The 23929-nt window shown below is 67.2% G+C and carries 19 protein-coding genes; 13 read left to right on the forward strand and 6 right to left on the reverse strand.

Features of this window, described 5'->3' with window-relative positions:
* The first annotated feature begins 36 nt into the window (after nt 1–36).
* Nucleotides 37–453 (forward strand): DoxX family membrane protein, encoded by a 417-nt coding sequence (locus ACNS84_RS08010; RefSeq protein ID WP_435074320.1) that lies wholly within the window; start codon nt 37–39, stop codon nt 451–453.
* A gap of 23 nt (nt 454–476) precedes the next feature.
* Here the strand turns inward: ACNS84_RS08010 and hisS are convergent, their stop codons facing one another.
* Together hisS and ACNS84_RS08020 are read right to left on the reverse strand one after the other, a co-directional pair.
* A complete protein-coding gene (hisS, locus tag ACNS84_RS08015; protein ID WP_435074321.1) occupies nt 477–1799 on the reverse strand; it encodes a histidine--tRNA ligase in 1323 nt (440 codons plus the stop codon).
* 78 nt (nt 1800–1877) lie between these two features.
* The gene (locus tag ACNS84_RS08020; RefSeq protein ID WP_435074322.1) at nt 1878–2864 is read right to left on the reverse strand and encodes an NOG1 family protein; all 987 of its coding nucleotides are present in this window, start codon (nt 2862–2864) and stop codon (nt 1878–1880) included.
* 233 nt (nt 2865–3097) lie between these two features.
* Between ACNS84_RS08020 and arcD the strand changes: the two genes are divergently transcribed.
* The 3 genes from arcD (at nt 3098) to ACNS84_RS08035 (ending at nt 5569) form a co-directional block, all read left to right on the forward strand.
* On the forward strand, nt 3098–4570 hold the full coding sequence (gene arcD / locus ACNS84_RS08025) for an arginine/ornithine antiporter ArcD (RefSeq protein WP_435074323.1): 1473 nt from the start codon (nt 3098–3100) through the stop codon (nt 4568–4570).
* Between the two features lie 88 nt (nt 4571–4658).
* A complete protein-coding gene (locus ACNS84_RS08030) occupies nt 4659–5144 on the forward strand; it encodes a DUF2240 family protein (protein ID WP_435074324.1) in 486 nt (161 codons plus the stop codon).
* Complete coding sequence (locus tag ACNS84_RS08035) at nt 5144–5569, forward strand: DUF7993 family protein (protein ID WP_435074325.1); 426 nt, start codon at nt 5144–5146, stop codon at nt 5567–5569. Before ACNS84_RS08030 ends, ACNS84_RS08035 begins: the two co-directional genes overlap by 1 nt.
* Nucleotides 5570–5610: 41 nt before the next feature.
* On the opposite strand, the gene ACNS84_RS08040 is transcribed toward ACNS84_RS08035, so the two are convergent.
* Entirely contained in the window at nt 5611–7524 is a 1914-nt protein-coding gene (locus ACNS84_RS08040; RefSeq protein ID WP_435074326.1) for a methyl-accepting chemotaxis protein, read from the reverse strand.
* Between the two features lie 233 nt (nt 7525–7757).
* Between ACNS84_RS08040 and ACNS84_RS08045 the strand changes: the two genes are divergently transcribed.
* The 3 genes from ACNS84_RS08045 to ACNS84_RS08055 all read left to right on the forward strand — a co-directional run bounded on the left by ACNS84_RS08045 (nt 7758) and on the right by ACNS84_RS08055 (nt 11459).
* Nucleotides 7758–8021: a hypothetical protein gene (locus tag ACNS84_RS08045; RefSeq protein ID WP_435074327.1), complete on the forward strand. Its 264-nt coding sequence runs from the start codon at nt 7758–7760 to the stop codon at nt 8019–8021.
* Nucleotides 8022–8092: 71 nt separating this feature from the next.
* Entirely contained in the window at nt 8093–9379 is a 1287-nt protein-coding gene (locus ACNS84_RS08050; RefSeq protein ID WP_435074328.1) for a DNA double-strand break repair nuclease NurA, read from the forward strand.
* A gap of 997 nt (nt 9380–10376) precedes the next feature.
* Nucleotides 10377–11459 carry a TrmB family transcriptional regulator gene (locus ACNS84_RS08055; RefSeq protein ID WP_435074329.1) on the forward strand — a complete coding sequence of 361 codons (1083 nt, stop codon included), beginning with the start codon at nt 10377–10379 and terminating at the stop codon, nt 11457–11459.
* Here the strand turns inward: ACNS84_RS08055 and ACNS84_RS08060 are convergent.
* Genes ACNS84_RS08060 through ACNS84_RS08070 form a run of 3 tightly spaced genes read right to left on the reverse strand, consistent with a single transcriptional unit; the run spans nt 11450 to nt 16729 of the window.
* Nucleotides 11450–13681: a glycoside hydrolase family 3 N-terminal domain-containing protein gene (locus tag ACNS84_RS08060; RefSeq protein ID WP_435074330.1), complete on the reverse strand. Its 2232-nt coding sequence runs from the start codon at nt 13679–13681 to the stop codon at nt 11450–11452. The two genes, ACNS84_RS08055 and ACNS84_RS08060, sit on opposite strands and share 10 nt — an antisense overlap.
* A gap of 55 nt (nt 13682–13736) precedes the next feature.
* The gene (locus tag ACNS84_RS08065) at nt 13737–15407 is read right to left on the reverse strand and encodes a CRTAC1 family protein (protein ID WP_435074331.1); all 1671 of its coding nucleotides are present in this window, start codon (nt 15405–15407) and stop codon (nt 13737–13739) included.
* Nucleotides 15408–15409: 2 nt separating this feature from the next.
* The gene (locus ACNS84_RS08070) at nt 15410–16729 is read right to left on the reverse strand and encodes a DUF7405 family protein (RefSeq protein ID WP_435074332.1); all 1320 of its coding nucleotides are present in this window, start codon (nt 16727–16729) and stop codon (nt 15410–15412) included.
* A 177-nt stretch (nt 16730–16906) separates the two neighbouring features.
* Here ACNS84_RS08070 and ACNS84_RS08075 point away from each other — a divergent pair, with 177 nt between their 5' ends.
* Genes ACNS84_RS08075 through ACNS84_RS08100 form a run of 6 tightly spaced genes read left to right on the forward strand, consistent with a single transcriptional unit; the run spans nt 16907 to nt 23919 of the window.
* On the forward strand, nt 16907–18718 hold the full coding sequence (locus ACNS84_RS08075) for an ABC transporter substrate-binding protein (protein WP_435074333.1): 1812 nt from the start codon (nt 16907–16909) through the stop codon (nt 18716–18718).
* Nucleotides 18719–18739: 21 nt separating this feature from the next.
* Entirely contained in the window at nt 18740–19744 is a 1005-nt protein-coding gene (locus tag ACNS84_RS08080; protein WP_435074334.1) for an ABC transporter permease, read from the forward strand.
* Nucleotides 19731–20750 (forward strand): ABC transporter permease, encoded by a 1020-nt coding sequence (locus ACNS84_RS08085; protein ID WP_435074335.1) that lies wholly within the window; start codon nt 19731–19733, stop codon nt 20748–20750. Before ACNS84_RS08080 ends, ACNS84_RS08085 begins: the two co-directional genes overlap by 14 nt.
* A complete protein-coding gene (locus ACNS84_RS08090) occupies nt 20751–21842 on the forward strand; it encodes an ABC transporter ATP-binding protein (RefSeq protein ID WP_435074336.1) in 1092 nt (363 codons plus the stop codon).
* Nucleotides 21839–22942 (forward strand): oligopeptide/dipeptide ABC transporter ATP-binding protein, encoded by a 1104-nt coding sequence (locus tag ACNS84_RS08095; RefSeq protein ID WP_435074337.1) that lies wholly within the window; start codon nt 21839–21841, stop codon nt 22940–22942. Before ACNS84_RS08090 ends, ACNS84_RS08095 begins: the two co-directional genes overlap by 4 nt.
* A gap of 47 nt (nt 22943–22989) precedes the next feature.
* Nucleotides 22990–23919, forward strand: a complete 930-nt coding sequence (locus ACNS84_RS08100) for an NAD-dependent epimerase/dehydratase family protein (protein ID WP_435074338.1) — start codon at nt 22990–22992, stop codon at nt 23917–23919.
* The last annotated feature ends 10 nt before the right edge of the window (nt 23920–23929 follow it).

Genomic DNA, 23929 nt, shown 5'->3' on the forward strand with positions numbered 1-23929 from the left:
CGTCGATTTATGTGTCATGCTACCGAACGGAGATGTATGACAGACGACACCGACGACGCCAACGGCTCCGAGGCGACGGCCGGCGGTCGCGGAGCCCCCTCGCGGCTCGGCCGCGTGCTGCTCGGGATCGGCCTCGCGGCACAGGCCTCCGAAGACTTCCGCGAGATGGACGAGACCATAGAGTACGCCGAATCGGCGGGCGTCCCCGTGCCCGATTTCACGGCCCCGTTCGCCTCGGGGATGATGCTCGTCTCCGGGGTCGGGATCGCGCTCTGGCGGGCGCCTCGGCTTACGACCGGCGCGGCCGTCACCTTCCTGACGGTCGTGACCGCGACGATGCACGACTTCTGGAACGCCGACGAGGACGACAAACGCGGCGAGCGGTTGGCCTTCTTCGGCAACCTCGCCATGCTCGGCGGCGCGCTGGTGTTCCTGCGGGAAGCTTTTAAGTAACGTCCGCGGCGACCCCGCCTCGGTTACTCGTAGTCCTCGTACGTCGGCAGTCCCTCCTCGGGCGGGAACTCCTCGACCGGCACGGTCGTCTCGTCGCCGCTCGCCATGTCTTTCACCGTGTACTCGCCGTTCTCCAAGTCGCGCTCGCCGACGACCACGACCGTCTCCGCGTTGATCGAGTCGGCGTAGCCGAGCTGAGCGCCGAACGAGCGGTCGGAGACGTCCTGCTCGACGACGACGCCGTCGTCGAGCGCTCGGAGGTCACGAGCGAGCGCGGCGGCCTCGGCACGCGTGTCGCCCACCGAGAGCACGTAGTAGTCGGTCGTCAGCGCCTCGTCAGGCCAGACGCCGGCACGCTGACAGAGGAGTTTGAGGGTGGCGTGGCCGGGGGCGACGCCGACCGCGGGCGTCGGCTGGCCGCCGAAACTCTCGATAAGGTCGTCGTAGCGCCCGCCGCCGAAGACGGAGCGGGACACCTCCCCCGTGGAGTCGAAGCACTCGAAGACGACGCCGGTGTAGTAGTCGAGCCCCCGGGCCGTCGTCAGCGAGACCTCACAGAACTCGCCGGCACCGAATTCGTCGGCCGCGGCGAGCACGTTCCGGAGGTTCTCGACGGCCGCCTCCACGTCCTCGCCCCCGGCCTCTGCGACCGCGTCGAGGTCCTCGGGGGCGTCGACGCCCGAGATGAGGTCGTCGAATTCTCGAGCGGTCGTGCGGTCGAGGCCGGCGTCCGAGAGGAGCCCGAAGTACTCGCCGTCGTCGACCTTCGCGCGCTTGTCGACCGCCCGGATCGCGGCGGGCGCGTCGACCGCGTCGGGGTCGTCGGCGAGCGCGCGGACGAGTCCGCCGAGGATGTCTCGGTGCGAGACGCGGAACTCGAAGTCGTCGCCGGTGAGCCCCAAGTCGGTGAGCGCGTCGGCGGCGACCGCCAGCACCTCGGCGTCGGCCTCGGGCGCCGACGAGCCGAACACGTCGATGTTCGTCTGATAGAACTCGCGGAAGCGGCCCTGCTGGACCTGCTCGTAGCGCCAGAACGGACGGGTGGAGACCCACTTGATCGGCTTCGACAGCTCCTGGCCCTTCGCGACGACCATCCGGGCGACGGTCGGGGTGAGTTCGGGCGTCATGGCGACGCTGCGGCCGCCCTTGTCCTCGAAGGCGTACAGCTCCTCGACGATCTCCTCGCCGGACTTATCGACGTACATCTCCGTCCGTTCGAGCGCGGGCGTGGCGACCTCGCGGAAGCCGTACCGGCTCGCGGCGCCTTCGATCGCGTCGGTCACCTCCCGGCGGGCGGACTGCTCGCCGGGGTAGAAGTCGCGGAATCCCTTGAGACCGTCGTACATACACCTCGGTTCGGCGAGCCCCCGCTTGAAAGCATCCTTTCGGGGCCGCCGCGGCGGCGCCCTCGCCAGTCGGTCCGTTTACTCCTCGCGGTCCCGCGTCGGAAGGTCGGGCTCGAACGCGGCCGCGTCGACCGCCATGTCGAGGACGGCCTCGACGTTCTCGTCCTCCGTGATGCTCATCGTCGCGTCCACGGATTCGGCCTGCACCGCCTCGAAGCGGTCGTGTTTGTTCGCTACGGTGAGGAACGGCACGGCGTCGCCGAACAGCTCACGCACCTCCTCGCGCAGTTCGAGTTGGACCTCGAGCGGGTAGCCGCAGTCGCCGGAGGGGTCGAGCATGAAGACGACGACGTCCGCGAGGTGTTCGAGCGCGCTGACCGCCTGTCGCTCGATGTCGTTGCGCTCGTCCGCCGGCCGGTCGAGCAGCCCGGGAGTGTCGACGATCTGGTAGCGGACGCGGTTCCGCTCGAAGTGACCGATCTGGACGCCGCGGGTCGTGAACGGGTACTCCGCGATCTCGTTGGAGGCGCGCGTGACGCGGTTGACGAACGACGACTTCCCGACGTTCGGGTAGCCGGCGATCACGATGGCGGGCTCGTCGGGGCGGATGTCCGGGAGGACCTTCAACTGGTCTCGCGAGTCGCCGATATACCGCAGGTCGTCGCTGATCTGGTCCATCACGTCGGCCATGCGAGCGAACGCCTGCTTCCGGTGTTTGCGTGCGGTGTCGACGTCGGAGTTGCGGATCTTCGTCGTGTACTCGTCGCGCAGGTCCTCGATCTGTCGACTGGCCCACATCACCTGCGAGAGCGCCTGGCGGAGGCGGTCGACGTCGACGATGGCGTCGGCGAGTTCGTAGTAGAACGGGTCGACGTCGAAGCCGAAGTCCGGCCACGAAACGACGACGTTCTCCAGGTTGTCCGAGAGCACGTTTCCGGCGGTCCGTAGCATCGACTCCTGCGCCTCGTGGCCGCGCTTCGCACGTCCCGCGCGGGCCGCCCGCGAGAACGCCTTGTCGACGAGCTCCTCCGATCGGGGAGTCGTCGGGAGGCCCTCAAATATCATGTTGACCGTCTTTGCCCACCGACGCGTATAAGACCGTCCGTTCGGCGACCCGCGCGACACGGCGGCGCACGGTCGGCCGCGGCGAGGTGCGTCCGGTCGCGACGGGGTTTGGCCGGAGGCACCGAAGCCCGGTCGCGTTGGCCGATCCCGCCTCACCGGCGAAGATAATCGATCATCATCTTTCTCGCGCATATTTCGTGCCATACTTATGTCTCAGGGAAATACGGTCGCTCATGGCACGCTCGTTCACGCCAACGACCTACGAGGAGATCGACCCGGACCGCCGCCCGAGCCTCGCGGCGGCGCTCATCCCGGTCCTCGCCGTCGTCGCGTTCCTCGGCGTCGGCTCGGCCGTCCTCGGGCTCGACCCGCACGCCCCGCTCCTCTGGAGTATCGCCTTCGTCGGCGCCTTCGGCCTCTGGCTCGGTTACGACTGGGACGACCTCTTCGACGGAATCGCAAACGGGCTCGTGATGGGGCTCCAGGCGCTGTTGATCATCTTCACCATCTACGGACTCATCGCGACGTGGGTGAGCGCCGGGACCATCCCCGGGCTCATGTACTTCGGACTGGAGACGCTCACGCCCGCGACGTTCCTCCCCGCGGCCGCGGTCGTCGCCGCGGTCGTCGCCTTCGCCATCGGTTCCTCGTGGACAACCGTCGGAACGCTCGGCGTCGCCTTCGTCGGTATCGGCGCGGGGCTCGGCGTCCCGGACCCGATGACGGTCGGGGCCGTCCTTTCGGGCGCCTACGCCGGCGACAAGCAGTCGCCGCTCTCTGACACGACGAACCTCGCCGCCGGGGTGGCGAACACCGACCTGTACGCGCACATTCGCCGGATGCGGACCGGCACCCTCCTCGCGTTCGGACTCTCGGTGCTCGGCTTCCTCGCGCTCGGCCTCCGCACGAGCGGCGCTATTCCCACCGGGCGAATCGCCGAGATCCAGGGTGCGCTCGCCGGGAGCTACGCGATCACGCTTCTCGCGTTCGTCCCGCTCGCCGTCACCTTCGGGCTGGCGCTGCGCGGGTACGCCCCCCTCCCGACGCTCGTCGCGGGTGTCTTCGCCGGCGTGCTCACGACGATACTCGTGCAGGGGTCCGGCTTCGTCGCGGCGTGGGACGCGTTCATGTACGGGACCGCGCCTGAGTCCGGCTCCGAACTGGTGAACGGCCTGCTCGCGACCGGCGGGCTCACCGGCTCCGCGTGGACGATCACGGTCGTCGTCGCCGCCCTCTCGCTCGGCGGTATCCTCGAACGGACCGGCGTGCTGGCGGTGATCGCCCACGCCTTCACCTCATCCGTGCGGAGCCCTGGCGCGCTGGTGGCCGGAACAGGCGTCTCGGCCATCGTTATCAACGCGCTCACCGCCCAGCAGTACATGAGCATCGTCCTTCCGAGCGTCACCCTCCGGAACACCTACGAGGAGTTCGGGATGGACACCGACCAGCTCTCCCGCGCCGTCGAGGCGGCCGGGACGCCGACCGGCGCGCTGTTCCCGTGGCACGCGGGCGCCGTCTACATGGCGGGTGTCACCGGCGTGCCGACGCTGGAGTACGCACCGTACTATCTGTTCGCGTTCCTCTCGCCGCTGATCCTGTTCGCCATGGCCGCGACCGGCTACACCCTGAACGCGGCGCCGACCGACGCGGGCGTCGCTCCGAGCTCGACCGCGGTCAGCGATTCCCCGGCGACGGACGACGACTGAGGCTGCGCTCCGGCACTCGACTCTCTTCTCCACTCTCGGTTCCCGCAGTCCGGTAGGTTTACCGCCGTCGACGCCCCGCCGTTGGAACATGAGCCTGGAGGTCGCCGTCGCCGTCCCGTTTAAACACCGCGCGAAGGAGCGGCTCGGCGAGGGAGAGTTCGTCGTCGCGCTCTCGCTCGACCGCGACTGGTTCTCGCCGGACCAAGCAAAGCGGCTGGTCGACGTTGCGATCGGTCGCGGGCTGGTCGCCGAGGAGGACGGCGACCTCGTCGCGCGGTTCGACCCCGACGAAGTGTTCGTCCCCGAGGGGTTCACTCCGGACGAATCGATCCTCCGCGAGCAGTCCACCTTCGAGACCGCCCTCGACGCAATCGTCGCGGCCGGCGTCGAGAAGCAGCGCGCCGTCGCCGCGATCAACGAGCGACAGCGCGCGCTCGCGGTCACCATCGAGGCGGCCGCGGTCCTCGTCGCGAAGGAGCACGGCGCGGAGGTGGACCACCTCGCGGCCGACGTGCGCGAGGCGCTCTCGGCGGCCGGCGACGCGACCGACGGGGACAGCGCGGGTGACGCCTGATGGTCGCGGACCGCCTGACCGACGGGGTCCGGATCGGCCAACTGCTCGCGTCGGAGGTCACCGGTAACGAGGGACGCCTCCGACGCCTCACGCTCGCCGACGCCAACCCCGACGTCGAGCCGACCGCGGACGGCGCGCTCGCCTATCGGATCGTCCGCACGGTTGACGACGACACGACGGAAGCCGCCGAGCGTCTCATCGCCGAGGTGTACGTCCAGTCGGACCGCGTTCGACTCGAGTTCGTCGGCGGCGACACCGACGGTGCAGACGACCTCCCGACGGTCACCGCCGCCGCGGCCGAGGAGGCGGGACTCCGCGTCAGGCCGAAGGCGGTCCGCCCGCCGCGGACGCTAGTCTTCGTCGAGGACGGTGCGCAGGTGAAGCGCGCCCTGCCGGTGCTGGCGGCCGCCGTCGACGCGATTTAAAAGGAGGTTCGGTTGCGGTTCGAGTCGACCTGCCGGCCGTCTCAGTCGGACTGCCCGCCGTCGCCCATCGCGACGGTCGGTGACCCCGACGTCGGCGTGTCGTCGAGCGACTTCTCGCTCACCTCGAATTTCCGGAGCAGCGCCCGGAGTCGGTCAGCCTGGTCGGCGAGCGAGCCGGCCTCGGCGGTGGCCTGCGACATCGCCGTGATCTGTTCGTCGGCCGCCTCGCTGACGTCGTCGGCCTCGTCCGCGGTCGATCGGCTGATCCCCGCGACCTCCTCGACCATCGACACCGTCTCCTCGGTGCTCGCGGCCTGGTCGTCGGCCGCCTTGCTGATCTCGCGGATACCGTCGTCGGTCTCCCCGGCGTTGGCGGCCACCTCCGCAAAGGCGTCGGCGGCGTCTCTGACCGCCTCGGCGCCCTCCTCCATGTGCTCTTCGGCGGTTCGGACCTCCTCGACGGTCGCCTGCGTCTGCGCCTGCGTCCCGGCGATGAGTTCCTCGATCTCTTGGGCCGCCTCCTGGGTCTCCTCGGAGAGCTGTTTGACCTCGTCTGCGACGACCGCGAACCCGTCGCTCCCGCCCCCGCCACCGGCGCGGGCGGCCTCGATGTTGGCGTTGAGGGCGAGCAGGTTCGTCTGCTCGGCGATGTCGCTTATCAGGTCGACGATCTCACCGATATCCTCCATCCGCTTGTCGAGGACCCGGACCTTCTCCGCCGTCTCGTCGATCGCATTCTGTGACTGGTTGACGCTGTCGATAGCCTCGCCGGCGGTGTCCTGTCCGTCGTCGGCGATCGACGCCGTCTGCTGGGCCGCGTCCGCGACGGTTTCCGTCGAGGAGGCGACTTCCTCGATCGTCGCCGAGAGGTTGTTCATCTCACCGGACACCTGTTCGAGCATCTCGCGCTGCTCGGCGGCGCCCTCGGCGATCTCCGACACCGACCGGCTCACGTCTTCGCTGCGCGCCTCGGCGGTGTCGACGCCCTCGACCGTCTTCTCGCTGGCCGCGGACACCTCGCCGGCGAACGACTGGACGTCCTGCATCGTCGTCTCGATGCCGTCCATCATCTCGTTGAACGCGGCGCCGATCTGCTCCATCGCCTCGCTCTCACTGTCGGCGTCCAGCCGAACCGTGAGGTCGCCGTCGGCCGCGCGGTCCATCGCCGCGCTGTACGTGTCGGCTTTCGTTTCGAGGTGCTGGTTCAACCACTCGACCTCCTCGCGGCGCTTCTCTACTTCCGCCTTCGCCTCCTCGACGTCCTGGATCTCGGCCTTCTGCTCGGCGACGAGGTCGAGTTGGCGCTGCGCCTCCTCGCGCGACTTCTCGATGGAGTACCAGTTGACCATCAGCGCGACGACGAGCCCGAGGACGAAGAACGCGTGAATGCCGCCCCAGACGATCGGGTTCTCGATCGCCGCGGTGTGGTTGTAGACGAGGCTCGAATCGATCAGACTGAACGCGCCGTGCCCGATGGCGACGTACCCGACGCCGACGGCGAACGGGACCCAGTCCTCGTACAACGCGAGCACCGCGAGGAACACGAAGAAGCTGAAGTGCGCCTCGATGTACCCACCTGAGAGCTTCACCATCGCCATCGAGACGGTCATGAGGCTGAACGCGGTGACGACCGTCCGCTGGCGGCGGCCGAGTCGCGACCAGTTCGCCAGCGCCGCCGTCCCGAGGATGACGGCGATGAACCCGCCGAGCATCCACGCCGGCGTCGCGGGGATCTGCGCGCCGGTGAACGATTCGGTCCCTTCGTACAGCCCGAGCGCGATCAGGAACGGCACCTGCACCACGGTCGCGATCAGGATGCTCCGGTGTCGACCGCCCCACATCTCCTTCGGCATCGACGTCCCGTCCGGGATGTATCTGATAATCTCCCGAAGGGTATCCCCAAACCCGGACGCTCCGGACGTATCCGGCGCTGATCCGGTTACTGAGTCAGTCATGCCGCGTAGTTGTCGTACCGCATAAAATAATGCCTCCTCCGAATATTAGGCCTGATACCGATGTTCGTCCCTTAGCCGCCGAACGCATCTGCCTCGGAGGCCGAGCCCGTCCGAGGCCGCGAGCGCACACCCGAGGAAACCGTACATTCACAAGAAAAATACATTCATATTACTGTGAAAATAATTTATGTACCCTCCCGAAGTACTTCGGTTAAGGTGATGATATACTCGTTATGTGGCTGAGACTGTTACGCGACACCGATAAAGACCTGCTTAACCAGCTCGCCGGGCTCATGGGACTCGGTTGGACCGCCTCCGTACTGGGGTATCTGAGCAGCGTGATGGGCTACGGGAACGGCGTCATCAGCCGCCTCGTCGCCGAGCCGCAGTCGCTCCTGTACGTCGGGGGGAGCTTCTTCCTCCTCACGCTCGGGCTCGACCGACTGCAAGGCAAACTCGTGGCCGAATCTCCCGACGAGGACGGGCGGGGGACGTAACCAATCGACTCTGCGGCGGCGCGCTCGAACGAGCCGACGCGTTTTATATCTCTCCGAACGGCGGTACGGCCGTGACGCTCGATCCGATCCACGTCGAGAACATCGCGCAGCTCGCGTACGGGATCGCGAACGACGTGGACACGACCGACCACGACGATCTCGCGGGGCGGGTGTGGCGCGACTGGCTCCCCGAGCTCCGCCGCGACGGCCGCGTCGTGATCGAGCCCGTCGGCGACCACGAGCGCCGGTTGGCGCCCATCGACGACGCCGCTCTCGCCGAGCGCCCGTTCGAGACGGTCCACGGCCTCGACTCCGGCACGATCAACCCGACGACGTTTAAGAACGGCCTCGTCGTCGACGTGGCTCACGCGGCGATGGCGAGCGAGCCCAGCGACCTGGACCTCCACCGCGATCGCACGATCGTCGCAACCGTCCACGCCGGCGATTCCACCGCCGACTTCGACGGCGACTGGCGGCGGCGCGACGACGGCCACACCCGCCAGCGCGTGCTCCACGCCCCCCGGGTGAACCGGTACGCAGAGGGGGTCGTCCACGCGCTCGCGCTGTACCTCGCCGAGGGGACGCACGCGCTCGACCACGCCGATCGAGTAGACGAACTGCTCGTGCTCGACGGTCCGATCTACCCGAAAGAGCTGTTCACGTGGGACGACCGCAACCCCGAACTGGGCGCGCTCGCCCGCGAGGCGAAGCCCCGCGCGGTCGTCGAGAAGTACGTCCGACTGGTCGAGCGCTTCGTCGAGCGCGACGTCCCGCTCGCCGGCTTCGTGAAGAACCCCTCCAGCGGGACCATCGTCCGTGCGCTGGGGCGGAAGGGCGTCGAGTCGCCGTGGCCCGACGACACCGCGCTGTTCACGCGACTGTTAGAGCGCCGGGCGGACCCGGACCGGTCGGACGGAGCGACCGATTCCCCGGGCGGCGGTCGCGGCGACCGCCTCGACGACGCGCTCACGTTCACCACCTGGTTCCGCAGCCGCGGCGGCGCCGACGCGACCATGGCGGCCGACAGCGACGCGCTCGGAATCGACCGCGAGCTCGACCCCGAGCTGTACGAGCCCACCTTCGCCGTCGTGTACGACCCCCGGACCGACGTGACCTACAAGCTGGAGGCGCCGTACGCGTTCACCCGCGACAGCGAGACGCGCGACCGCCTCACGCGACAGTTGCTCGCCGAGGTGGCGACGACTCGCGGACCGCCGAAAGCCGTCGCGAAGGCGGACGAGCTGGCGCGGATCGCCGCCACCGAGAAGGCCGCGCTCCGCCGGAAGTTCGAGGAGCGGTTCGACAGCGACCAGCAGGCGACGTACGACGACCTGCGCTGGGACAAGGAGCGGTACTGAGCGCGGCCGGGCCGCGGCCCCGTATGTCACCGGTCGGCGTCGCCGACGCGGTCCCATCTTCTCGGTGCGGGAGGCGAGTCGGTCCGCGGCCGCGGGGTTCGACGGCGCGGTAGTCGAGAACAACTTTCCACATTCTGATATTCCGTGTACGAGACGGTTTGCAATGTCCGTGATCGTCTCCATATCGTCATCATATCAGGTCTATGTGGTATATCGAAATCGAACATGTTTTGGATATTTTGACGCGACAGAAGCGAAACATGCCTATTTAAAATCATTTGAATATATTATTCAGTTAAAAATTATGGCGGCTTTGGTCGCTTTAATCCGAGAATTTCTCACGAATACGGCTGTCGTCCCGTCAATATTGTTGAGCACCGTCTGCACGATCCGAATCAGATAGATACTATCGAACTAACGAGTTGTACCTAATACTATAGATCTTTTAATATGTATCTCTGTTCGCGAGTAACTGCAACGGTCGGGGCACACTTCTGTTGAAGGATACGATATATTAAATAATTGAACGCGGTCCGGCGCACATGAATCGCTACGCGCGAACGCGTCTCGAGGAGCGAGCACCAGCGCCCTCTGAAGCGCCGACCCGTCGATCGATCCCCCTCGATGCTCGGGCCATAACAATCGTACTGCTGTTATGGGCATGTCTCCGAGACGGCGACCCGTGCCGCCAGACGACGAATCGGCGCACGACCGTCGCTGAGCGGGAAACAGAGCGCGAACTGCTATCCAAGATATTTATTGGGTTGGTACAGACTGATGCCGGTCGTATCAGATTTCCTATTTTTACTCTCGGTCGCGATTCTACATTGGCTCTGTGAACGTTCTACCTGTCTCAAACGAGCGTAGCGCCGATTTCTCTTCTCCGTCAAGAACTCTATCAGTAGTCGCCTACTTAGCGTCTGTATACGTCTCTGATTTCGTATGTTTTCACGCGGCCGTGCGATAGAAATTCATACGGTGCGCTCAACTGATACCCATGGACCGGGACACACTCAAGCGGGCGCTGGAAAACGCCGACCTCACGGGATACGAGGCGGAGGCGTACCTGACGCTCGTCGACCACGGGCGTCTGCCGGCCGTCGACGTGGCGAAGAAGTCCAGCGTGCCCACGTCGCAGGTGTACGAGACGCTTCGGTCGCTGGAGACGAAGGGGTTCGTCGAGACCATCGACCAAGACCGACTGCACGCGGAGCCGTCCGACCCCGTCGACATCCTCGCGCATCTGCGCGAACGCGGCGAGCTGTTCAGCGACGCGGCCGATGAGCTCGAAGAGCGCTGGGAGGAGCCCGACCTCAAGGACCATCGGGTCGGCGTGGTCAAACACGCCGAGACGGTGCTCGAACACGTGCGAACGCAGGTCCGCGAGGCCGAGGTCGCCGTCGAAGTCGCGCTGACGGCCGACCAGTTCGAGTCGCTGCGGACGGAGCTGAAAGCGGCCGCCGACAGGGACGTGATCGTCCACGTCGCGGTCTACTACGAGCCGGACCTCGACGAGCGGAGCGAGGAGTGGGACCTCTCCGAACCGAACTTAGAGATGCGCGTCGTCAGGATTCCGGGGCCCTTCCTCGCCGTCCTCGACCGGAGCCGGACCTACTTCGCGCCGAACTCGCGCGCCGAAGAGAGCTACGGCATCCTGATCAACGACAACATCCTCTCGTTCATCAACCACTGGTACTTCCAGACCTGCCTCTGGTACTCGTGGGACCCGCTGTCGTCGAACCAGCGGCTTCCAAAGGTGTACATCAGTCTCAAGGAGTTTATCCGCGATATCAGCGAGCTGTATCACGACGGCGGGAGTATCGCGGTCACCATCGACGGCCTCGACGTGGAGTCACGGGAGTACCGAACCGTCACCGGGACGATCACGAACATCTACTACCCGGACATGTTCGCCGACCACGAGCCGTCCCTGGAACGGCTCTCGACGTACTCCGTCGTCTGGCTGGACACCGGGACCGAGGAGCTCGCCGTCGGCGGCTGGGGGGCCGTGTTCGAAGACATCGAAGCGCAGAAGATAACGCTCGAAGCGATATCGTTCGACGACGCCGGTCAGTCGTAGGTCGTCTCGACGCGCAGTTCGACCGTCCGTTCGCCGACATGGACCGAGTAAGTCCCGGCCTTGGTTTGTCGCACTCCGTCGGCGTCGACTCGGCCGAACGACGCCGCGTCGAGTGGAATCTCGACGGTGGTCGACTCGCCGCCGTCCAGCGAGACGCGTTCGAAGCCGCGAAGTTCACGGACGGGCGTCACCGTGGAACTGGCGTGGTCGGTGACGTACGCCTGCACGACGTCGGTTCCGGCTCGGTCGCTCACGTTCTCGACCGGAACCCGAACGGTCGTCTCCTCGTGCGGGCCGATGGCCTCCTCGTCCAGCGTCACCGCGCCGTACTCGAACTCGGCGTAGCTGAGACCGTGTCCGAACTCGAACAGCGGGTCGTACGAGGACGGGTGTTCGTCCTGACCGATCGGCGTCGGATGCGGGAAGTGGTTGAAGCGGGCCGGCAGGTGACCCTCGGACCTCGGAATCGTGATCGGGAGTCGGCCGCTGGGGTCGTTCTCGCCGAACAGCGTCTCGGCGACCGCCCGTCCCCCCATCGTTCCGGGGTAGTACGCCATGAGCAGTGCCGGAACGTTGTCGGCCATCCAGTCGACGATGAGCGGCCGACCGGTGACCAACACGCCGACGACGGGCGTCCCGGTCTCGTGAACGGCCTCGACGAGGTCGCGCTGCGCGTCGGGCAGCGAGAGCGAGTGGCGGTTGGGGAACTCGTCCGGGTCGGTCCCGGTGTCGGCCGACGGGCCGAACTCGTGGAGGTACCACGGCTCGCCCACCGCGACGACGGCCACGTCGACGTCGGCGGCCGCCTCGACGGCCGCGTCGACGTCGAGTTCGTCGTTCATGGTCGCGCCCTGTTCGTAGACGACGTCGCCGTCCGTCACCGCCTCGACGCCGTCGCGAACGGTGACGACGTCGGTTCCGTCGGGGTCAGGGACGCTCCAGCCGCCCAACTGGTGGACCGGGTCGTCGGCGTTGGGACCGGCGACCAGCACGTCCGCGTCGTCGTCGAGCGGCAACAGCCCGTCGTTCTTCAGGAGGGTCATCGACGCTCGGGCCGTGTCGAGCGACCGCTCGCGGTGCGGCTCCGCGCCGACGACGTCGCGCGCCTCGTTGGGGTCGACGAAGGCGTCCTCGAACAGCCCGAGGCGGAACTTCTGTTCGAGGACGCGCCCGACGCTCTCGTCGAGCGTCGACTCCGCGAGCTCGCCGTCCTCGACCAGCGACACGAGGTGGTCGGCGTGCTCGATCGCGTCGACGGACGCGATGTCGAGGCCGGCGTCGCGGGTCTGACGGACGGACTCCCGGTGGTCCGCGGTTACCTTGTGGTCGTCGTGGAGCATCCGGACGCCGTTCCAGTCGGAGACGACGGTTCCGTCGAAGCCGAGCGTCCCGCGAAGCAGCTCCGTGAGGTACCGCCGCGAACCGTGCGCCGGTTCGCCGTCGACGGCGTTGTAACACGGCATCACCGACTCGACGCCCTCGTCGAGCGCCTCCAGGAAGGACGGCAGGAAGACGTTCCGCAGCACGTACTCGGACACCTCGACCGGGGCGGCGTCCTCGCCGCGTGCGGGCTCGCTGTAGGCCGGGAAATGTTTGGCCGTCGAGACGACCGAATTGGCGTCCTCGATACCCTCTCCCTGATACCCTCGGACCTTCGCGGCCGCCAGCTTCCCGCAGAGGTACGGGCTCTCGCCGAACGTCTCGAAGGCTCGACCCCAGCGGGGCTCGCGGGCGACGTCGCACGTCGGGGAGTAGTTCTGGTGCGCGCCGGACCGGCGTACCTCCGTCGCCGTCACGTCGGCGGCTCGCTCCGCGGCCTCGACGTCCCACGTCGCCCCCACGCCGAGGCCGTTCGGAAACGCCGTCCCCTCGGCGACGTACGCGTGGCCGTGGACGGCGTCGACGTTGAACAGCAGGGGGATACCGAGGCGCGTCTCCGACAGAGCGACCTCTTGGAGGCGGTTCACGGTCTCGACGATGTCGTCCAGTCGCATGTCGACCGCGCCGCCCCAGCCGAACGAGGCGACGGCGCCGACGTGGTGGTCTCGAACCTCGTCCGCGACGTCGTCGACCGATTTGAACTCGCTGAGCTGACCCGCCCACGTGCCGACGAGTTGCCCGGCCTTCTCCTCGAGCGTCATCCGATCGAGGAGGTCCTCGACCCGTTTCGTGAGGGTGACAGTATCGTCTCTATATAGGGGCTGCTCGCTACTCGACTGCATACCAATGAGAGCAACCCAGGGTGGTTTATAATTTTTGATGACCTAAATCCCCGGCTCAGTCGTCCGACGCGGACGGGGCGGCGACGAGCCCCGATTTCGTGATCCGGAGCCGCTGGTTCGCGTCGACGTCCTCGAACCGCCGTTCGGTGCCGTCGGGCCAGACGACCCGGAGGGACGCCGTCTCGTGACCGCCGAGTCCGACGTGCTCGACGCGGGAGTCCTGTGAGAGGTAGTCGGTGTTGTCCGTCTGGTGGACCACCTGCTCGCCGTCCATCGTCACGGTGACGGTGGCGCCCAGCGCCGTCGCGCCGTTCTGGTCGACGACGCGGAACTGGAGGCCGTTCCGGTCGCCGGCCGCGGCGTTGTCGTAGACGACGAACTCGTCGTCGTAGGTGGCGACGACGAGTTCCTGTGCGCCGTCGCGGTCGTAGTCGAGCGTCGCCAGTCCCCGTCCGTCGGTCTCACGCATCCCGTTCGCGCTCTTGCTCACGCGTGTGAACGCGCCGTCGTCGCCGACCGAACTCCGGTTGGACTGGAACACCATCGGATACGTGTAGACGGGGTCCTCCCGGTCGACCCTGATCACGTGCTGGGTCGTGTGCACGAGGTCGCGGTCGCCGTCGTTGTCGAAGTCGGTCAGACTCGCGGCCCACCCCCACCCCCCTCGGCGGACGCCGAGTCCGTCCGCCTCGTCCCGGAAGCCGCCGTCTCCCTGATTGACGAGGAGCGTGTTCCCCTTCGTCCGACTGGAGTGAATAACGAACTCGAGCAGGCGCTTCAGCCGGTCGTACCGCTCGGGGTCCATGTTCGCCCGCAGGTCGGGGAACCAGATGTTCGAGACGAACACGTCGGGTCGGCCGTCGCCGGTTACGTCGGCGACCTCGGAGGCCATGCCGTTCCGCGCCGTCGACCCGCCGAGCGACCGCCGCTCGAAGTCGCCGTCGCCCCGGTTGACGTAGAGCGTGTCGTCGTTGTAGTCGTTGGCGACGTGGATGTCGGGCCGGCCGTCGCCGGTCAGGTCGGCGAAACTCGCCGCCAGGCTCCAGTGGTCGCCCTCGATGTCGTCGGTCTCCACGCGTTCGAACGTCCCGCCGACGTTCTCGTAGAGGTAGTTCGGGTTGCCGTTGTCCGTGTCGACGGTCGTGTTGAGGTTGAAGTAGCCCGCCGGCTTCGACTCGCGCCACGACCCCGACTGATACACGAACAGGTCAGCGTCGCCGTCGCCGTCGTAGTCCGCGGCCGTCGCGCCGAGCGGGTACGAGAGGTTCCCGATCCCGTAGTCGACCGGCTCGAAGGATCCGCGGTCGTTGCGAAAGGCGTGGGCCGCGCCGTCGTGGGTGAACAGGAACAGGTCGGGCCAGCCGTCGCCTTCGACGTCGACGAACGCCGCGCTCTTCACGCGCCCGTCAACGGACGGCAGCGCGTCGCTCCGCGAGAACGTCCCGTTCCGATTCTCGAACAGCGCCGGCTCCGATCCGCCGGTGACGAGCACGTCGGGCCACGAGTCGCGGTCGACGTCGGCGACGTACACCCCGGAGTTCCCGCTGCCGACGCCCGTCCCCGCCGCCTCGTACGTCAGGCCCGAGGCCGCCGTCGCGTCCTCGAACTGCAGCCGCGGGGACTCGGGTTCGGCGTCGGCGTCGCCCAGTCCGAACGCGCCCCCCGCCGTACAGCCGGCCAGAACGACCAACAGGGCCACCAGCACGGCGTGCAGACCGCGCCGCATCGTCAGATCACCGGCAGCGCGCGCTTCTCGCGCGGCGGTGCGAGGTAGCTGCCGCGGCGGAGCGTCTCCAGGTAGTCGTCGATGCCGTGGTCCTCGGCCGGCACGTCGTGGTCGTACTCGTCGGGGTCCATCGTCTTCCGCGTCTCGACGAAGTCGGCCATCGTCTCCTGAATCGAGTTGAACTGGAACGCCGCACCGTCGCGGACCGTGTCCGCGACCCCCTCGGTTCGGCGGAGGATGCGCGCCTCGAAGTCGTCGTCCCGGGCGCGGGCCACCTTCTGCGTGTGGCCGACGCGGCCGTACTCCTCGGCGTGGGCGTCGACGTTCTCGGCGTCGGACTCCGTGACCCCGCTGTCGCCCCCGAGTTTGTCGCCCGTGTCGCCGATGTCGTCGGGGTCGTGGGCCGGACAGAACATCTCCGCGGTCCGCTCCTCCTGGCCCTGATCGTACCAGCGGTCGAGGTCGATGCGGAGCGTCGAGGAGGCGATGGTCGTCCCGCCGGCCATCGGTCCCTCGTCGATGGTGACGCGGTCCTCGCTCGGGAGGTTGTCCCGGAATCCGGACTTGTACCCCATCGACAGCGGGGCGTCTTCGGGGACGTCCTCGTTGTCGAGCTTGTCCGCGGGCAGTCCCTTCCCGACGTAGCCGACGTGGCGACCCGCCTTCGAGAAGACGCCCTCGAACGTCGATTCGACGGGGAGACCGTTGAGCTCGTCGACCTCACCGAACAGCGCCGCTTCGGCGGCCAGTAGGACGGACCCGATGTCGCTGGTCAGGATCAGCACCGCGTCGTAGCCGTCCGCCTTCGCGGGGTCCTCGCCGACGGCCTCGAGGACCGACTCCGGCGTCGCGAGGCCGTCGGGCACCGATCCCACCTGATCGAAGTACCTCGGCGCGTAGCCGAGCATGAAGAGGAGGCCGCGGTGGAAGGGGGCGCCGGCGTTTCCGCCCGTCCCCCACTGGAACGCCCGCTCCAGCAGTCGGAGCGCGTCCTCGACGCGCGCTCGCTCGTCGTCCGTCGGCGGGACCGACCCCTCGTACGTCATGCCGACGGCCACGAGCTGCTGCGGCGGAACGGTGTTCCCGTGGGAATCGCGCACGAGCGACGCTCCCCAACGATGCTGGCCCGCCGGAACGGCGTCGAGGTCGCCCCGGGGGAACGTCGGCTCGGATTCGTCGGACGTCGTCTGTGCGCTGTTCTCCCCGCCGAGCCGGTCTCGTTCCGTCTCCAAGCACGCCGAGAGGGCGCTCGTGCCGCCGATAGCCACCGCGGCACGGACGAAGCTCCGGCGAGGAAGGCCTCGCGGCTCATCTGAACGCATTACCATCGATACCGAGTATCGGAGGTTAATTCTTTTGCCGCTGACCCGGTCCAGCGCCGTGTCCGTCGGATCGGGGCGGCTCCGGGCGTTCGCTCCACTCTCTCCCGTCGGCATCTCTCATCATCGACCATTGACCATAACATTTAATAACGGATGAAAAAACGATGTGATTAGTCTATGTCAGACCCCACCGACGACTATAGCGATATGGTTAGCCGACGGCACTTCGTGACACTGACCGGCGCGTCCGGGGCCGCAGCCCTCGCCGGATGTACGGGCAACAGCGGCGGCGGCGACGGCGGAGATGGCGGTGACGGCGGCAGCGGCGACGGGAGCGACGGCGGCTCCTCCGACGGGAGCGACGGGCCACAGGTGATGGACGCCACGCTCGTCGGAGCCACCAACAACGGAGTTCCGTCGAACCTCCACGTCAATCCGATGGCGACCCAGAACTACGACTGGATCGCCGGGAATCACATCTTCGAGCGCTTCGCCGCGTACAACTTCTCCACGCAGGAGTTCGAGCTCGCGGGTCTCTCCGACTGGTCCTTCGACGGGCAGACGGTCACGCTCACGCTGCGCGACGACCTCACGTGGGACACCGGCGACGACGTGACGGCCGGCGACGTCATCACGCAGTTCCGGCTGATGGAGAAGACCGGCGCCACGCTCTGGGACTACGTCGAGAGCGTCGAGCAGGGCGAGGACGACAAGACGGTCGTCCTGAGCCTCAGCGGACAGACGAACCCGGAGATCATCAAGCACACGCTGGCGAACGGTGACCTCCGAATACACGGGTATCAGCCGGTGTACGAGGAGTTCCTCGACAAGGAGGCGTCGGCCGTGCAGCAGTTCAAGTGGGAGGAGGACGTCCACGGCAATGGCCCCTTCGCCCTCGACTCCAAGAGCGACCAGGGCTGGACGCTGACCCGCAACGAGAGCTTCTACAACGCGGACAACGTCAACTTCAGCACGTACGAGCTCCTCACCCGTACGGACAACACCGCGCTCCAGCAGGGGCTGCTGGGCGGCGAGCTCGACGTCGTCACGAGCCTGTTCACGCCGCCGACCATCGTCGCGAACTTCCCGGACCGGGTCGAAGAGGTTCAGCTCCCGGCCAAGTGGGGCTACGGCGCCCTGTTCAATCACGACGACGAGCACTTCGGCAAGCGGAAGGTCCGACAGGCGGTCGCACACGTCCTCAACCGGCAGCAGATCGCCGACAACGCCGGCCCGCGAACTAAGGATCCCGCACCGAAGGTCACCGGCATCCCGCCGGCCGACCAGGAGACGTGGCTCGGCGACGACTTCGACAGCTTCGAGGGCTACGGCCCGAACGCGTCCAACACCGAGGAGGCCGCCTCGCTGCTCCGCGAGGCCGGCTACTCGAAGTCCGACGGCACGTGGCAGGACGGCGACGGCAACGCGCTGGGCGGCAGCTACATCACGCCGGCCGGGTGGACCGACTGGACGACGGCGACCAACACCGTCGTCGACCAGCTGAACTCCTTCGGGTTCGACTTCGAGATCAACTCGCTCCCCCAGGGCGACTACTTCGGCGCCTACATCGAGTCCAACTTCACGATGGGCGCCTTCTACTGGCTGCCCGGCGGCGCTCGCTCGTCGTTCCCGTACTTCCCGCTGCGCTGGCAGATGAAGATTCCCGACATCAGCGGCGGCCACAACTTCGCCGAGGGCGAGCACACCGTCCCCGCGATGGACGGCTCCGGCGAGATGACGCTGAACCCGCTCGAAGAGATCACCTCGGTCGCGACGACGCAGGACCAAGCGGCGGTCGAAGAGACCGTCAAGCGCGTCGCCTGGCATCACAACCAGAACATTCCGGTCCTGGGGCTGGTCGGCAAACTCGACCAGTCGTGGCTCACCGACGCCGAGTGGGACGTCGTCGGGTCCGACGACCCCGCCCGCGGTGTCAAGTGGCCCTCTCACTGGCTTCCGAAGCAGGGCAAACTGAGCGCGAAGAACTAATCAGACGAAATCGAGTACGCAATGGTCAACTACTACGTGCGGCGGACCGCCAGAGTGTTCGTCACGATATTCCTCGTCGCGTCCCTGACGTTCGGTCTGGTCAGGCTCCTCCCCGGCGGTCCGTTCACGCTGTTACGCGCGCAACTGCTGCGGCAGGGAGTGCCGGCCGACGAGGTCGACGCCAGAATCGCCAACCTCCAGAACATCCGGCCAAACGAACCCCTGTGGCAGCAGTACATCGACTACATGACCGCGCTGTTTCAGGGGAATCTCGGCGAGTCCATCTCCCTCGGCGAACCCGTCGTGACGGTGCTCGCGAAGGCCGCCCCGTGGACGATATTCGTCGTGCTCGTCTCGACGGTCCTGGTCTTCGTGATCGGCATCTTCCTCGGGTCGCTGCAGGCCTACTGGGAGGGGAGCCGGTTCGACCAACTGGTCACCGGCGTCTCCATCTCGCTGATGTCGCTCCCGTTCTACGTCGTGGCGGTCATCGCCCTGTACGTCTTCGCCTACCAGTTCGGATGGCTCCCGACGGCGGGAACGGTCGGCAACGGCGTCGAGCGCAGTCTCGGCGTCCCGTTCCTCGTCAGCGCGCTGAAGCACAGCATCCTTCCCATCGTCTCGTACACGCTGGGCGCGGCGGGCGGACAGGCGCTCGCGATGCGAGGCAACAGCATTCAGGTGCTCGGCAACGACTACGTCCAGGTGGCGCGGCTCCGCGGCCTCTCCGACCGCCGCATCGCGACGCGATACGTCGCGCGGAACGCCATCCTGCCGATGTACACCGGGTTCCTGCTCCTGCTCGGCTTCCGCCTCGGCGGGACCGTCATCCTGGAGCAGATATTCTCGTACACCGGGCTGGGATACTACATGATCACGGCGCTGAAAGCCAACGACTACCCGCTGATGATGGGGACGTTCCTCGTCATCACCGTGGCGCTCGTGCTCGGCGTGTTCATCGCCGACCTGACCTACAGCCGGATCGACCCGCGGATCAGCGCAGGTGAGTCAGATGAAGCCTACTGAAACGGAGACCGCCGGCGTCGACTGGCGGAGCGACAGCGGGTCGTCTGCGGACGTGACCCGGAAAGAGCGCCTCAAAGAGATATACGACGCACAGATCCGGACGCCGGCGATGGTCGCGTGGTCCGACTGGCGAACCCGCTTCGGCCTGCTGATCATCGGCGTGTACGTCCTGATGGGACTCGTCGCCGTCCTCGGCCTCTGGCGGGAGCCGTCGACGAGCCAGGCGCCGCGATACCTCACGCTGTTCGAGAACATGAGCTATCCGCTCGGCACGACCGCCTCGGGGGTCGACCTCATGGCGCTCATCATCCACTCGACGCCGAGCATCCTCATCATGATCACCGCCGGCGCCGTCTGGGCGACGGTGATCGCGGTCATCATCGGCACGGTCGCCGGCTACAAGGGCGGCAGCGTCGACCGGGGGTTGATGTCCTTTTCCGACCTCGTGATGGCGATTCCGGGGCTCCCGCTCGTCATCATCCTCGCGGTGACGCTCAACCCCGAGAATCCGGTGCTGCTTGGCGTCATCATCAACATCAGCTACTGGGCCGGCCTCGGCCGATCGCTCCGGTCGCAGGTGCTCACCATCCGAGAGAACAACTACGTCGAGGCGTCCCGGACGATGGGCGTCAGCACGCCCCGGATCATCGTCAAGGACATCATCCCGAACCTCATGCCGTACGTGACGGTCAACTTCGTGTTCGCCGCGCGCTACGTCATGTTCGCGTCGGTCGGGCTCTACTTCCTCGGCGTGCTGCCCTACTCGACGCAGAACTGGGGCGTGACGCTCAACTTCGCGTACAGCGGCGGGGCGCTCTTCTCGTGGAGCGCGGCCCACTGGCTGCTGGCCCCGATGGTCGCGATCATGGGCCTCTCGCTCGGCCTCATCCTGCTCGGACAGGGGCTGGACCGCGTGTTCAACCCCCGCGTCCGAACGCGGATGGCCGGCGAGTCGAAATCGACCGTCTCCGACGACGACGAAGACACCGTGACTGAGGTGCTATAGATGGCATCGAACACAACACTGAACCGACGGTACGGCGACCCGGCAGAGGCGACCGATCCGATAATCGAGATGCGCAACGCCCAAGTCACGTACGACGACGGCGAGACGTTCGTCTTAGACGACGTCAGCGTCTCTATCGAGCGAAACGAAGTCGTCGGCGTCGTCGGCGAGAGCGGTAGCGGCAAGTCGATGCTCGCCTCGGCGATGCTCGACGCGATTCCCGACCCCGGTCGGCTGTCCGGCGAAGTGCTGTATCACCGGCCGGACGGAACGACCGTCGACGTGCTCGAACTCAGCGACGAGGAGCTGCGGCAGTTCCGCTGGGAGGAGGTCGCGATGGTGTTCCAGGGCGCGATGAGTTCGTTCAACCCGACGATGAAAATCGGGGGACACTTCAAGGAGACGCTGAAGGCCCACGACGCGCACGTGACCGAGGGATTGGAGTTCGCCCGCGAACTGCTCTCCGACCTCTATCTCGACCCGGACCGAGTGCTCGACTCGTACCCGCACGAGCTGTCGGGCGGGATGACGCAGCGGGCGCTCATCGCGCTCTCGCTCGTGCTCGAGCCGAACGTCCTCGTGATGGACGAGCCGACGGCCGCGCTCGACCTGCTGATGCAGCGGTCGATACTGATGCTCCTCCAGGAGCTCAAAGAGAAGTACGACCTGACGATGGTGTTCATCACGCACGACCTGCCGCTGGTGGCCGCGCTGGCCGACCGGATGGCCGTGATGTACGCCTTCGACCTCATCGAGGTCGCGCCGCGCGACCGGCTCATCGGCGACTCGGGGCACCCGTACACGCGCGCCCTGCTGAACTCCACGCCGAACCTCGACGCGCCGCTCGAGGAGATGCGCGCCATCGAAGGGCAGAGTCCGGCGCCCATCAACGTGCCGTCGGGGTGTTCGTACGCGCCGCGCTGTCCGCTCGCGACGGACGAGTGCCGAGACGTCGACCCCGAGTTCTACGACACCGGCGAGGGGCACAGCACGGCCTGTCACCGCTGGGAGGAGGCGCGCGAGACGATCGCCCTCAACTTCGAGTCGATCGATCCCGGGGCGACCGACGGCGGTCCGGAGGGCGGCGTATGAGTCGCTCCGACGCGCCTCCGTCGGTCGACGCCCCCGAACGGGACGACGCGCCGCTCGTCTCGATGGACAACGTCGAGGTCCACTTCGAGAAGGAGCAGGGGCTGTTCGAGTTCTTCGAGGAGCCGGACGTCGTCAGAGCCGTCGACGGCATCTCGCTCGACATCGAAGAGAACGACGTGCTCGCGCTCGTCGGCGAGAGCGGCTGCGGGAAGTCCACCTTCGGCAAGACGAGCATCGGTCTCCAGCGCCCCACCGGCGGGAGCGTCCGCTATCGCGGACAGGACATCTGGGACGCCAAAGACGGCGTGGGCGACGTCGACATCCCGTTCGACGAGATCCGATCGTCGCTCCAGATCATCCATCAGGACCCGGGGAGTTCGCTGAACCCGAACCAGAAAATCGTCGAAATCCTCTCCCAGCCGATCAAGCTGACGCACCCGGACGTCGGTCTCAGCGAGCGGCGAGAGCGCATCTACTCGCTGCTCGAACGCGTCGGGATGAACCCGGCGTCCGACTTCGCCGACCGGTATCCCCACCAACTCAGCGGCGGGGAGAAACAGCGAGTCGCGCTGTCGCGCGCGTTGCTGATGAACCCGGACCTCATCCTCGCCGACGAGGCCATCAGCGCGCTGGACGTCTCGCTGCGCGTGGAGATGATGGACCTCATGTTGGACCTGCAGGACGACTTCAACACCTCGTTCGTCTTCATCTCCCACGACCTGTCGAACGCGCGGTACTTCGCCGAGCACGGCGACGGTCGGATCGGCGTCATGTACCTGGGCGAACTCGTCGAGATCGGTCCGGCGGAGGACCTCATCGAGAACCCGGGCCACCCGTACACGAACGTCCTCCGGTGGGCGACCCCGGACCTCTCGCTGCACTCCGCGGGTGCCGGCGAGCCGCCGATGCGGAAGATCGACATTCCCGACCCGGTCAACCCGCCGAGCGGGTGTCGGTTCCACACGCGATGTCCGGAGGCCCGAGAGACCTGTCGGGAGGTCAGTCCCGAACTGGGGGGTGACGCCGGGGCCCACCGGAGCGCCTGCTTCCGCGGCGACCCGGACCACGAGTACTGGGACAGCCCGGTCCTCGAAGACTGAGACCGCCGCAGCGCCACCTTTTTTTCGGTGTCACCGAGTGTGTCCGTATGCAATCGAAACCTGAGACGCTCGTCGTGACCGGCGCGCTCGGCGGGGCCGGGCGCTGGGTCGTCGACCGACTCGCCGAGGAATCGTACGACATTGTGGCCGTCGACCGCGAACTGCCCGTGGGAACGCCGCCGGACGGCGTGGACTTCCGCGCCGTCGACTTGGTCGACGCCGGCGAGACCACGGACCTCATGCTCGCCGTCGACCCGGACGCGGTCGTCCACCTCGCCGCGATCCCCGACCCGCTGAACCACGCCGGCGAGCGCGTGTACCGCAACAACGTGCTCAGCACCTACAACGTGCTGAACGCGGCCGGTCGGGTCGGCGCGGACGTGACGTGGACCTCCAGCGAGTCCGCGTACGGCTTCCCGTTCGCCGACTCCGCGCAGGCCCCCGACGCGCTGCCGGTCGAGGAAACGCACCCGCTCCGCCCGGCGGACCCCTACGGGCTCTCGAAGGTCAGCGGCGAGGAGACCGCGAAGACGGTCGTCCGGCGCGACGGTGTCTCCGTCGTTTCGATCCGTCCGTCGTGGGTCCAGTACCCGGGCGAGTACTTCGTCACGGAGATTCGCGAGGCGTTCGACCTCGACGCCCTGGCGGCGGCCCCGGAGGAGGCGGTCGGCGGCGGGCCGGGCAACTTCTGGTCGTACGTCGACGTCCGCGACCTCGCCGATCAGATCGCGAGGACGCTGCGGGTCGACGTCGACGGCCACGAGGCCCTGCACTGCCACGCGACGGAGAACTACCTCGGCGAGGACACGACCGACCTGTTCGCGGCCCTGCTGGGTTCGGTCCCCGAACCCTGCGCGCTCTCGGGCGACGCGGCCGCGTTCTCGATGGCGAAATCGCGGGCCCTCCTCGACTGGACGCCCAGCCACAGTTGGCGTACCGAGTCGGCGGTGGACGGCCCCGACTTCGACGCGCCCTGACCGCCGCGCC

Source organism: Halorubrum wangae, assembly GCF_051194135.1.
In the GTDB taxonomy this organism is placed as follows: Archaea; Halobacteriota; Halobacteria; order Halobacteriales; family Haloferacaceae; genus Halorubrum.

What these genes read in the sequence shown, in the direction of transcription:
- ACNS84_RS08010 (WP_435074320.1), top strand. Translation starts at nt 37, where the DNA reads ATGACAGACGACACCGACGACGCCAACGGCTCCGAGGCGACGGCCGGC.
- hisS (WP_435074321.1), bottom strand. Translation starts at nt 1,799, where the DNA reads ATGTACGACGGTCTCAAGGGATTCCGCGACTTCTACCCCGGCGAGCAG.
- ACNS84_RS08020 (WP_435074322.1), bottom strand. Translation starts at nt 2,864, where the DNA reads ATGATATTTGAGGGCCTCCCGACGACTCCCCGATCGGAGGAGCTCGTC.
- arcD (WP_435074323.1), top strand. Translation starts at nt 3,098, where the DNA reads ATGGCACGCTCGTTCACGCCAACGACCTACGAGGAGATCGACCCGGAC.
- ACNS84_RS08030 (WP_435074324.1), top strand. Translation starts at nt 4,659, where the DNA reads ATGAGCCTGGAGGTCGCCGTCGCCGTCCCGTTTAAACACCGCGCGAAG.
- ACNS84_RS08035 (WP_435074325.1), top strand. Translation starts at nt 5,144, where the DNA reads ATGGTCGCGGACCGCCTGACCGACGGGGTCCGGATCGGCCAACTGCTC.
- ACNS84_RS08040 (WP_435074326.1), bottom strand. Translation starts at nt 7,524, where the DNA reads ATGACTGACTCAGTAACCGGATCAGCGCCGGATACGTCCGGAGCGTCC.
- ACNS84_RS08045 (WP_435074327.1), top strand. Translation starts at nt 7,758, where the DNA reads ATGTGGCTGAGACTGTTACGCGACACCGATAAAGACCTGCTTAACCAG.
- ACNS84_RS08055 (WP_435074329.1), top strand. Translation starts at nt 10,377, where the DNA reads ATGGACCGGGACACACTCAAGCGGGCGCTGGAAAACGCCGACCTCACG.
- ACNS84_RS08060 (WP_435074330.1), bottom strand. Translation starts at nt 13,681, where the DNA reads ATGCAGTCGAGTAGCGAGCAGCCCCTATATAGAGACGATACTGTCACC.
- ACNS84_RS08065 (WP_435074331.1), bottom strand. Translation starts at nt 15,407, where the DNA reads ATGCGGCGCGGTCTGCACGCCGTGCTGGTGGCCCTGTTGGTCGTTCTG.
- ACNS84_RS08070 (WP_435074332.1), bottom strand. Translation starts at nt 16,729, where the DNA reads ATGCGTTCAGATGAGCCGCGAGGCCTTCCTCGCCGGAGCTTCGTCCGT.
- ACNS84_RS08075 (WP_435074333.1), top strand. Translation starts at nt 16,907, where the DNA reads ATGTCAGACCCCACCGACGACTATAGCGATATGGTTAGCCGACGGCAC.
- ACNS84_RS08080 (WP_435074334.1), top strand. Translation starts at nt 18,740, where the DNA reads ATGGTCAACTACTACGTGCGGCGGACCGCCAGAGTGTTCGTCACGATA.
- ACNS84_RS08085 (WP_435074335.1), top strand. Translation starts at nt 19,731, where the DNA reads ATGAAGCCTACTGAAACGGAGACCGCCGGCGTCGACTGGCGGAGCGAC.
- ACNS84_RS08090 (WP_435074336.1), top strand. Translation starts at nt 20,751, where the DNA reads ATGGCATCGAACACAACACTGAACCGACGGTACGGCGACCCGGCAGAG.
- ACNS84_RS08095 (WP_435074337.1), top strand. Translation starts at nt 21,839, where the DNA reads ATGAGTCGCTCCGACGCGCCTCCGTCGGTCGACGCCCCCGAACGGGAC.
- ACNS84_RS08100 (WP_435074338.1), top strand. Translation starts at nt 22,990, where the DNA reads ATGCAATCGAAACCTGAGACGCTCGTCGTGACCGGCGCGCTCGGCGGG.